This window comes from Massilia sp. ZL223 (assembly GCF_018119395.1).
In the GTDB taxonomy this organism is placed as follows: Bacteria; Pseudomonadota; Gammaproteobacteria; order Burkholderiales; family Burkholderiaceae_D; genus Telluria.
The window spans coordinates 37,309-48,651 of the sequence record NZ_JAGPWD010000043.1 but is presented as its reverse complement, the minus strand read 5'-3'; the positions used below and the strand labels follow the sequence as shown (position 1 = coordinate 48,651).

Below are 11,343 nucleotides of genomic sequence, written 5' to 3'. Positions count from 1 at the left end.
GGCAGCCGCGCCCGCGAACTGCTGCGCGGCGTGACCATCCCGAGCGTGACGCCGCCGGCCCAGCCGGCCGCTATGACGCTAGAGGCGCGCCGCGTGGTGGCCGACGGCGCGGAGCGCGACGTGCCCCTGCGCCTCTATGTCGACAGCGTGCGCCAGAAACTCGAACGCAATGCCGTGCCGGGCGGCGCCCGCTTCTCGCCGCGCGAAGTGCGCATCGATCCCCTGGTCAGCGTGTCGCTGCGCAGCGACGGCAGCATCGACGACGTGACCATCCTGCGCTCCACCGGCCGCCCGGACATGGACGAGGCGGTACGCCGCTTCGTGCGCCTGAACGCACGCTACTCGGCCTTCCCGCCCAACGTGGCGGCGCGCTTCGACGTCATCGAGATCCGCCGCGTGTGGGCTTTTGCCGACGGTCTGAAGCTGATGGAAGAGATGCGCTAGACGCCTGTCCGCACTCCCGCGCCCTCCAACCCTTATCTTTGACGCGCGGCAAAGCCGGGCCTGATAGACGCCGTACGCTGAGTTGAACGACTCAAGTAATGCGTCTATTTTTGATAGGCAACAATCATGGCTGCGTTTTGTTCAGTTGCAATATCGGGTTGCGGAAACGCCTGGTGCACGTCCCGGCTGTCCATGCCGCTGCTGCGGCCACTTGCCCGGCTACTGCCCCGCTTGCTTACCCGGCGCCCGGCACTGCTGCCCTGTCTTGTCATCTCCTGCCTGTTGCTGCCCTTCCTGTCAGGCTGCGCCACCGGGCTTGGTTTCGCGTCCCATGCGGGTCCGGCCGGCGGCGGCGCCGCTCCACCTACCGAGCTCATAACTGAACAACTCATCCAGGCCGAGCAGCAGGCGAAAGCCGGCGCCGCGCGCCAGGATCTCACCCCCCTGTTCGTGGCGCAGCCGCCGCCGTACACCATCGGCCGCGGCGACATCCTGGCCATCGTGGTCTGGGACCATCCCGAGCTGGCCGCGGGTGGCATGAACACGGCCACTGCGCTGGCCGACGGCGGCGGGGCGGCGTCGAACGCGGCGCCGCCGGGCTTCGCCGTCGACCACCTGGGGCGCATCCAGTTCCCCCTGATCGGCCTCCTGAAGCTGGAGGGCCTGACCGAAGAGCGGGCGCGCGACCTGCTCACCCGGAAGCTCGCCCGCTACATCGCCCATCCCAACCTGACGCTGCGGGTCCAGGCCTATCGCAGCAAGCGCGTCTATATCGACGGCGAGGTGCGCACACCGGGCCTGCACCCGATCGACGACATTCCCATGACCCTGGTCGAGGCGCTCAACCGTGCCGGCGGCATGAACCCGACGGCCGACCAGAGCCGCATCGTCCTCGAGCGCGGCGAGCAGCGCTACACGGTCAACCTGCGCGAGCTGGTCCAGAAGGGCGTCAATCCCGGCGCCATCCTGCTCGAGCACGGCGACGTGGTGCGCGTCCATTCCCGCGACGAGAGCAAGGTGTTCGTCTCGGGCGAGGTGATCACGCCGCGGGCGCTGACCATGCACGACGGCCGCCTGACCCTCAACGAGGCGCTGGGCGAGACGGGCGGCATCAGCCCCCTGAGCGGCGATGCGCGCCAGGTCTACGTGGTGCGCAAGACGCCGGAGCGTACCCGCGTGTTCCGGCTCGACGCCCGGGCCAGCGGAGCGCTGGCGATGGCGGAATCCTTCGAGCTGCGCCCCAAGGATGTGGTGTACGTCGCCGCCTCGCCGCTGGCGAACTGGAACCGCCATCTCAGCCTGCTGTTCCCGGGCGCGCTGACCTCGGCCGTCGGCGTCACCACCCGGCCCTGAACGGAGGAGCCTCGCCATGACCACGCCGCACGACCCGCATCCTCGCCCCTTGAGCCACATCTACCACAGCCCGCCGGTACTCTCGGTGCCCTTCGATCCGCGCCCGCCCGAGCCAGTGCCAGAAGAGTCGAGCGTCGACCTCAAGGGCTATCTGAACACCCTGTACGACAGCCGCTGGCTGATCGGCACCATCACCGCCATCATCACCGTGGTCGCGGTCCTGTACGCGCTGGTGGCCAAGCCGGTTTACGAAGCGAACCTGATGATCCACGTCGAGGAAGAGAGCCCCACCGCATCCAAGAACATCCTGAGCGAAGCCTCGTCGCTGTTCGAGACCAAAAAAGCGGCGATCGCCGAAATGGAGCTGCTGCGTTCGCGCATGGTGGTGTCGCGCGCGGTCGACAACCTGCAGCTCTACATCCAGGTGCAACCCGTGTACTTTCCCGTGGCCGGCTCCTGGTTCGCCGACCAGAACGGCGGGGCGCTGTCGCGGCCGGGCCTGTTCGGGCATGGCGGATTCGTCTGGGGAGGCGAGAAGGCGGAGGTGTCGGTGTTCGAGGTGCCGGACAGCTGGCTGAACCGCGAATTCATCATCACCGCGCGCCCCGGCAACCGCTACCATTTCTCCGGCGGCGGGCAAAGGATCGCCTTCGACGCCACGGTCGGGCACCGGTACCGCGTGCGCACGCCCGACGGCCTGGTCGAGATCAAGGTCGACCGGCTGTACGCCAATCCCGGCGCGCGCTTTCGCATCAAGCGCAGTTCGCGCCTGGGCACCATCCAGGCGATCCAGAACGCGATGGTGATCACGGAGCAGGGCAAACAGTCGGGCGTCATCGAAGTCAAGCTGCAGGGCGAACACGCCGAGCGCATCCATGCCCTGCTCAGCGAGATCGGCCGCGAATACATGCGCCAGAACCTGGCCCGCAAGACCGAGGAGGCCGAGAAGTCGCTGGCCTTCCTCAACCAGCAGCTGCCCATCCTGAAGCGCCAGCTGGAACAGTCCGAAGACCGCTACAACCAGTTCCGCAATGCCCACGGCACGGTCGACCTGCGCGAGGAAGCCCGCATGAGCCTGACCCAGGCGGCGGCTGCGCGCACCCGGCGCATGGAGCTGATGCAGAAGAAAACGGAATTGCTGGCCCGCTTCACCGAAGACCACCCGGTCGTGGCGGCCATCAACCGCCAGCGCAAGGAAGTCGACGAAGAAATCGACGCCATCGACAGCCGTATCCGCAAGCTGCCGGTGATGGAACAGGACGAGGCGCGCCTGACGCGCGACATCAAGGTCAAGACCGACCTGTACACCGCGCTCTCCAACACGGCCCAGCAGCTGCGCCTGATTTCGGTGGGCCGCGTCAGCAACGTGCGGCTGGTGGACGCGCCGATGGCGCCCGAGCGGCCCATCAAGCCGAACCGCCCGCTGATCGTGGCGCTTGCGGTGATCACCGGCCTGTTCCTTGGCACCCTGATCGCCTTCACCCGCAAGGCCATGCGTGGCGGCATCGACGATCCCGCCAAGGTCGAGCGCCTGCTGCGCGCCAAGGTGGTCTATGCTTCGATTCCGCACAGCGTCAACGAAGACAAGCTGATGCGCAAGGTGAGGAACGACGGCGTGCTGCCGCTGCTGGCGCAGATCCTGCCGGAAGACCCCGCGGTGGAGAGTCTGCGCAGCTTCCGTGCGGCCTTGCAGTTCTCGATGCCGCACTTCAGGAATAACATCGTGATGTTCGCCGGCCCGACTCGCCGGGTGGGCAAGTCCTTCGTGACGGTCAACTTCGCCGCCGTGATGGCGGCGAGCGGCAAGCGCGTGCTGTTGATCGACGCGGACTTCCGCAGCGGACGCTTGCATCGCTATTTCGCCATCAGCCGCGACCACGGTTTATCGAAGGCGATCAACGGGTCGGCAGCGGTGGAAGATGTCATCCACCATCATGTGATCGACAACCTGGACCTGATCCCCACGGGCTCGATGCCGCCGAACCGTTCCGACTTCCTGCTGCACGCAAACTTCGGCGCCTTGCTCGACAAAGTCAGCGCCAACTACGACCTGGTCCTCATCGACACCTCGCCGCTCTTGCTGGCTGCGGATGCTCTTGTGGTCGGGGCGCGCGCCGGCGCCGTCTTCCTGCTCGCACGGGCGCGGGTGACGACCGATGCGGAGATCACCGAATCCGTCAAGCGGATGAACCACGCAGGCTTGTCTCCACAAGGCGTGCTGTTCAATAACATTACCTATGGCATCGGCCGGTCGCATACGCAGTTCCAGGCTGGGCCCATTGGCCAGCTGAAGTATGCGGAGTAGGGAATAGGCCGGTTTACGGCTGCCGGACCTGTGGTCCCCGGCGTGAAGGCCGGCGCTCGTCTGGGGGCGGGACAGTGTGCAGCCGCTTGGCTGCGACGCTACGGGCTTTTCATGGGCGGAGGAGCCCGAAGAAGAGCGCATGACAAGCTGCATGAACCATGCATCCACCAGCTTGCTGCGTCAGGCAGTATGTGGCGGCAGCCAGGCTATTCAAAGGCAATCTCCTCCGCTCATTCGGCCAGCTTGAGGAAGCGGCGATGTCGCAGCGCACGCTCATCCAGCCGCGCCCTTACCCTCATCCAGCCGCGCCGTCCCCACATCCGTGCATCCCGCGGCCCTATCCCACGTACCTCCGTCCAGAAAGCTGTCTGGTTGCGAGGGTCCCATACACGCCTACCATGCAAGCCTCAGGGCAGTCGTCCCCAATCCCAATGCATGTCAGTCATGAGAAGCCGAGGGCCGACGCTAGTTGGCCGGGACTGCAACATCGCCCTTGTCGAGCCGAGGCACAAGCAAGGACCACGCCCTTGGGTTTCTGGCTCTGGCTCGCGCCCGAACTGCCTCCAAAGCGCCAAAGATGGCCGCGCTGCCTGATCACGTTCGATCCCATCAGTTGAGGGCAGCTTAGCCAATCCGGACTAGTCCTGGAATCTCGGTGCCTCCTTCGTTGCAGGGCCGCCGATACAAAGGACAAACTATTCCAAGGGCAATCTCCCCAAGGCAAGTTCTATTTGTAATTAAATACTCCTGAAAAATTTTTCTGTAAATCCATTGAACTTAGGAAGTTTCCGCAGCTCAAAGCTACTCCTTTACAACATTGGAGCTGTAAAAAAGTCGAAAACGATTCTTTGGGGAAATAAATCTTTCATGTTCGTTATTGCAGGAAATTTTTCCGCAGATCTATTGAACTTTAGAAGTTTCCCTCGCTCAAAGCTACTCCTTGCAACGTCAGGTAGTCAGTAAGCAGGAAGGAAATTCCTCAAAGAAACAGTTCTTTCAAGTTCAATACGTTAAGAAATTTTTCTTCGAAACTATTGAACTTTGGAAGTTTCCCATACTCAAAGCTATTCCTTCACGCAGCATTGATGCAGAGGAACATTCCCGATTGGGAACGACGCTTTGCAGTTCAATATCGCAGGAAATAATTCCTGCAATCTATTGAACTTGGGAAGTTTCTAGTACTTAAAGCTACTCCAACCATTATTAAGGCAGTTTGAAATGCAAAAAGCAGCTAAGTTTGTCCCGAATGTCCGTTTTATCCTGAAGTCGAGCGCCAGCGCAGCAGTTTTGTTCGCTGCATGCGGTAGCGCCATGGCTGCCCATATCTACGTGTCGACCACCGGTTCCGATTCCAACCCGGGCACCCAGACCCGTCCGGTCAAGACGATCACGCGCGCTGACTACCTGGCAACCCCAGGCTCCGTCGTCCACGTGGCCTCCGGCACTTACTATGTCTCGGCGCCGTCGGCCGGTAGCGTGGGCATTCGAACCAGCAAGAGCGGCACTGCAACTGCCCGCATCAAATTCATCTCCGACGTGAAGTGGGGCGCCAAGATCATCGTCTCGGGCACCGGCATCACCTGGGATTCGCGCGGCAGCTATGTCGACATCGAAGGCTTCGACATCTCGGGCAGCGGCCGTCACGGCATCCTGGCTGCAGGCAGCAACCTGAGCTTCCGTCACAACTTCATCCACGACCTGACCGTCAGCGGCGGCTGCACCGGCGGCGGCGGCGCGGCAATCGACACCTACGGCCCGGTCGGCAACGTCGTCATCGACCGCAACATCGTGCGTAACATCGGCTACCGCATGATCGGCACCTGCAACACCGTGCAAGGCATCTATATCGCCAACGCCAACAACGTCGTGACCAACAACATCGTGTCGGGCGTGGCCGCAGTCGGTATCCAGCAATGGCACGGTGCGACGGCGTCGACGATCGTCAACAACACCACCTTCCACAACAAGATCGGCATCTTGCTGGGCCAGGGCGATTCGGGCACCACCACCGGTTCGGCCAACAACTATGTTGCCAACAACATCGTCTACGACAACAAGACCTACGGCATCATCGAAGGCGGGAAGATGGGTGGCAACAACCGCTACGCCAACAACCTGGTTGCTCGCAGCGGCACCAACGTCAAGGTAAGCGGCACCGTCAGCGGCACGGTCCTGGCGGAACCGCTGTTCGTGAACTACCAGCCGACCGGCACCGGCAACTACAAGGTTTACAGCGGCTCGCCGGCCATCGACCGCGGCACCTCGCTGAAGGCGCCGATCATCGACTTCGCAGGCGTAGCCCGTCCGCGTGGCGCTGCATTGGATATCGGCGCTTACGAGTACTAATCCGAGCGGCTCGATCCGTAGCGGACCGGCTGCGTCTCCACCAGGCGCCGCCACGTCCGCGGTTTTCCGTTTAGCAGCCCAACTGGCTCAGCCGCGAATCGACATTGCCGGCCAAAACGGCCAGCACAAGTCACACCCAGGCGGCCAAGTAGCCGGCGGCCAGAACCGCATCGATACGTCGATGCGGTTTTTTTTCGTACGGTGGCTGCCAGAACACGGCGGCCAGTGCGTTTCCTCCCCCTCGTGCCATTCCCCCTTGCGTCGCCGGCAGTGCTCGCTCGATGCTCGCGGCGGATCCAGCCAGGCCGAAGCCGCGCACCAGGTGGGCAATCCATGCGGCATCGTCGTCCGGTGTCGATCATCACACAGGCCAAATCTTGGCCGGAAAAGGCGGCATGCGACGGCCTCTCGCCGACTGCTCGCCGATTCTTCAGCGCTCGAGTTCCGTCGACAAGACACTCCCGTCCGGTCGCGAGGCAGGACGGCGCAAAATTCTTTTCTTGAGCCCATTCCGTATGCGGTAAGTCCTGGACTCGAACAGCAGATACGACAAGTAGGCTGCGACGATCAGCGTCGCGAGCATCCCGAAGTAGACCGCAGTGTGCTGGGGCGAGGCGGGTGACAGCTGGCGCAAGCCGAGATGGGTCGTGCTCCAGTGCTGCATCAAGCCAATCAGGGGCACGTGCGAGACGTAGAGGCTGAAGGAGAACTCGGCAAAAAACTTGCCGGTCTTGCGCACGTGATGCGCGACGCGGGCGCCCGGCGCGGCCTGGAACTGCAGGCTGGATAACAAGACGAGGTAGAGGACGCTGCAGATCAGGTCCTGCCCAAGGGTAGTCAGTTCGAATTCGTCCAGTTCTCCCGTCAACCTGAAATACCCGGCGCCTGCGAGAACGAGCAGGAACCAGCCCCAGCGCGCCCGGTCGCCGCATTCGATCCGGATGCGGGAGAATCCGACGCCCAGCAGCCAGACCAGAAAATAGCCGGTGATCGAGGTCGGCAGGAAGTAGGCGACCAGGAAGAGGGCCGCGGCGCATGACAGGCGGGCCGTCTTGTTTGGCGTCGTGCACGCCCCGGCCAGCAAGGGGAACAGCAGGTAGTACCAGGTTTCGTTAGCAAGGCTCCATAGCGGGAAGTTCCCCCCAAAGACAGGCACCAGCACGCGTTGCAAGCCGACCAGGTTGCCGGCGAAGGTCGTGACCGAATAGGGGTTGGAAGCCGATAGATCGATGGTCCGCAGGCTGGCAGCGCCGATGCCGAGTGCGAAAAGCAGGGTCAGCAAGAAGGTCGGGATCAGCACAGTCCACAGGCGTGTCAGCCGGTCGATCGCGTAGCCGGCGATCGCATGTGCCTCCCCAAGACGGTTCAACAGGCTGCCCCCCACGAGCCAGCCACTGATGACGAAGAAAACAAGCACTGCCTGATGCGCAAAGCCGCTGACAAATGCGAGTCCCTGAAACCACAGCGGGGGATCGGCCACGTCCCGGACTGCCGGATACATTGCCGCACGCAAGTGGGCGGTAGCGACGATGAATGCCGCCAGGCCGCGGAGTAGGGAGATGAGTATCGAGTGCCAGCTTGCTTCGTCAAATTGGCCGTGACGCTGGAATGCCACCCTGGGCATGTTAGGCAAGTGCATTGTGTCTCCTGGCTTGAATAAGCCGCCAGTCATCCCCTGCGGAGGGGAAACCGGGCCGCTGACGGCAGCGGCGAACATTCGCACGCCGGACAAGCGCGAAGGGCGCTTTCCAGCTGAAATGCTCGCTGCTTATTCGCGTAATCAGGCCGAATAAATCGAGGATTCGGGTTCAAAGTACAGTTTCGACCTTAACAAACCAGTACTGCCACGTTTTGAATCGACTCAAATCGAAGGAAAGAAAGCGGTCGATGCCCGGCGAATGCCGGAGAATGAATAAGGCGGGGAACATATTCAACGATGTTTAAAGCGGGGATTTTCCGAGCAGGAAATTGCATTAATTCACTGTATTTTCATTCGGAAAAAATGTTGTGGCTGGGACAGAGTTTGCCAGCCCGTTAATCCGCGCAACCAGGGGGCTGGCCTTCTCGATTGAGGCTAATCAATCCTGTAATTTGGCAGCCAGAACATAATCATGACGAAAGGCGATCGGTGGGCATGTCAAGGCGAATGCCAAATTCTCGAGATTATTATCCGTAGAAATAGAGGCGGCGAAATAGCGAAAAGAATGCTTGCTGTTTTTCGATCCGCGAAAAGCCAGATCTCGCACTATTCGACTGGTCTTCACTTATCTCATCATCGGTTTAATTTATGTTCACATGCGCTCGAGGATACATAGTTCGAAACCATGGCAGTCAACCATGAATCTATCCCTGCCTGTCTTCTGGAAGCACGCTACAACAGTTCTGACCGGCACGGTCGTGGCCCAGGCCGTCCCGCTACTGGTGGCTCCGCTGATCACCCGTTTGTGTACACCAGCGGATCTGGGAGAATTCAGCGTGTGGCTGGGCGTGATCGCAATCGCTTCCACAATCGGAACACTCCGGCTCGAGGCAGCGATGATCCTCGATCACGATTCCGACGAGCAGCAAACCTGTTTCAGCGTGGTGGCCTATTTCTCGACCTTGCTGGCAGTTTTCATTACTTGCGCCTTGATCTTTGCGCGCCTCACCGGCATTCCACAGGCGCAGAAAATATCCTGGTTCGGCTTGATGACCATCGGAGTGGGCGCGTGGCTGACGGCGTATAACCAGACGGTGCTCGCTTACGCGACGTCTTACCGCGCCTTCGGCAAGGCGGCAATGGCCAAAGTGTGCGGCGCTGGGACCATCGCGCTGGGGCAACTGGCCTTTTTGCTGATTGGCGCGGGAGGAACTGCCTTGTTAGGCGGGCAAATCCTTGGCCTGTGCATCGGTCTGGCGGCTGCGATATATCTCCTGTCTCCGCCGCTTCCGAGGTTTTTCCTGGTGCCGACACGCTCCCAGCTCGGGTATCTCAAGAAGCATGAATCGTTTTGGCGCTTTTCCTTGCCTGCGGGTCTGTTGAATACTGCGGCCGGTAAATTCCCATTGTTCCTGGTCGGCGCAAAATATGGACTGTTCGCTGCAGGCTTGTTTGCCCTGACTGAAAGGATACTAACCGCACCTGTTTCCCTGATCGCAGCGTCGGTGCTGGAGGTCTTCAAACGGCAGTCGGTCCATGAATTTCAAACACTGGGCAACTGCAAGGCGGCCTTTCTCAGCACCTTCAAAGCACTTGTACTGCTCGGATGCGTACCAGCCCTCGTCATCTTTGCCTTTGCGCCGGACCTGTGTGCCTGGGTGTTCGGCGAACCTTGGCGCGAAGCCGGCGAATTTGCGCGGATTCTGGCCCCCCTGTATTTCCTGAACTTCGTCGCCAGTCCACTGAGTTATGTATTTTTTGTCGCCGGCAAACAAAAAGTCGAGCTCTTATGGCAGATCGCCTTGTTCATCACGACGATTAGTATCTTCATTGCCCCGATCCCTCTCCGGGAGGTGCTTCTGCATTACACCATTGCCTATTCGATTCTGTACATCATTTATCTACACCTGTCCTATCGGTTCTCGAAGAACGCACCTGCGGGAACGGCAAGCTTTCGCGGACCCGCGCCCGGCCCTGCTGAGGCCGATAGCAGGCATAAAACCGGCAGATGAACCATGGAAGCAACTGGTATTGCGACAAGCCGGCGGAAGAGGAGGATCAGCCCGACCTTCGTGGCGCATTCCGCCTTCCTGTTGTTGTTTCCCGGCTTTTTCTTCTACCAGACCTTGCTCGGTATCGGCGCCATTCCCGCCTTCCTGGGCGGCTACTTCACCCTGGTGGCGATGGTGTTGCTGCTGCCGCTGGCAGCAGCCTTGTTCTGTGCGGTAAAGCGGGACAGGGCGTATGCGACGTCCCTGGACCTGTGCCTGGTTCTTCTTGCCCTCTACTACCTCCTCGTTCTCGCGGCAAACTTCGCCTCGGGCGCTACGACGATCATTGTCGAACGATATGTCGCGAGCGTCCTCTTTTGCTTCGAGACCTACGTGATCTTCAGGATGATCGACTTTACCGACAAGAACTTCTTGAAAATCATCGTCGTCTCGCTGCTCGTCATGTCGGTCATTACCTACTATTTTTCCGTCGGCGGCTTCTTCTTCCTGCAGGCCTTGGGAGAGGCCAAGGATCCGGCCAGCTTGGCGACCTACCAGGGCTTCGCACGTTCCTACATCTACACTTATCTGATAGTCGCCTCGATCACCAGGTCGATGGCCTTGCGCTACCTGCTGTACGCGGTGGCAACCAGCGCCTTGTTCCTGAATGGAGCTCGCAGCGAATTCTCGGCCGTCATGTTCCTGATTCCGGTAGTCGAACTGTATTACGCGAAGCAGCGCCTGTATGCCATCTTCGCGCTGCTGCTGCTGTCCATCGTTCTGGTCGGCGGCGTCGAAACGATCGTCACCGCGCTGCCGGAAAACAGGATACTGCAGCTGCTCGACCTCTCTCATTCGAGTTCGGCAATCACCAGACAGCGGTTTACAAGCGATGCCTTGCGCACGATCTGGACGAATCCCGTGTTCGGCGACTTCGCCAGCTATCCCGATGGCCACTATGCCCACAACGTGCTGACGACCTGGGTCGACTTCGGCTTGTTCGGTTTTGTCTTCTTTTGCTCGCTGCTGGTGTGGCACGCCGCCTGGCTGTTCTTCAATGGATTCTTTTCAAAGACAAAGAGCGGCGATTTCGTCCTGGCCGGGTCCTTCGTTTGCGCGGTGATCCTGTGGGCTGTCACAGCGAAAAACATGCCTGACATGAGCGTGGGCGCGGCCCTGGGAGCCTTCGCCCGATACCGCTACAAGCAAAAGCACCCGCTTAATACCCAAATCGTATCGTTCGCCATCGGGAGATAAGGCCTGCT

7 protein-coding genes are annotated in these 11,343 nt (G+C 60.8%); 6 read left to right on the top strand and 1 reads right to left on the bottom strand.

Going from position 1 to position 11,343, the window contains the following annotated elements; translation table 11 throughout:
• From KBW95_RS21230 to KBW95_RS21215, 4 genes are all read left to right on the top strand, one after another.
• A partial coding sequence (locus tag KBW95_RS21230) for a TonB family protein (protein ID WP_211529288.1) occupies window positions 1-444 on the top strand: 444 nt, incomplete at its 5' end.
• 231 nt (window positions 445-675) lie between these two features.
• Window positions 676-1,797 carry a polysaccharide biosynthesis/export family protein gene (locus KBW95_RS21225; RefSeq protein WP_229429926.1) on the top strand — a complete coding sequence of 374 codons (1,122 nt, stop codon included), beginning with the start codon at window positions 676-678 and terminating at the stop codon, window positions 1,795-1,797.
• Between the two features lie 16 nt (window positions 1,798-1,813).
• Entirely contained in the window at window positions 1,814-4,102 is a 2,289-nt protein-coding gene (locus tag KBW95_RS21220) for a polysaccharide biosynthesis tyrosine autokinase (protein WP_211529287.1), read from the top strand.
• A 1,311-nt stretch (window positions 4,103-5,413) separates the two neighbouring features.
• On the top strand, window positions 5,414-6,448 hold the full coding sequence (locus KBW95_RS21215) for a choice-of-anchor Q domain-containing protein (RefSeq protein ID WP_211529286.1): 1,035 nt from the start codon (window positions 5,414-5,416) through the stop codon (window positions 6,446-6,448).
• 430 nt (window positions 6,449-6,878) lie between these two features.
• Here the strand turns inward: KBW95_RS21215 and KBW95_RS21210 are convergent, their stop codons facing one another.
• Entirely contained in the window at window positions 6,879-8,087 is a 1,209-nt protein-coding gene (locus KBW95_RS21210) for an acyltransferase (protein ID WP_211529285.1), read from the bottom strand.
• A gap of 698 nt (window positions 8,088-8,785) precedes the next feature.
• Between KBW95_RS21210 and KBW95_RS21205 the strand changes: the two genes are divergently transcribed.
• Both KBW95_RS21205 and KBW95_RS21200 read left to right on the top strand, forming a co-directional pair.
• Complete coding sequence (locus tag KBW95_RS21205) at window positions 8,786-10,099, top strand: oligosaccharide flippase family protein (protein WP_211529284.1); 1,314 nt, start codon at window positions 8,786-8,788, stop codon at window positions 10,097-10,099.
• Between the two features lie 3 nt (window positions 10,100-10,102).
• Window positions 10,103-11,335 carry an O-antigen ligase family protein gene (locus tag KBW95_RS21200; protein ID WP_211529283.1) on the top strand — a complete coding sequence of 411 codons (1,233 nt, stop codon included), beginning with the start codon at window positions 10,103-10,105 and terminating at the stop codon, window positions 11,333-11,335.
• Window positions 11,336-11,343 lie beyond the last annotated feature (8 nt).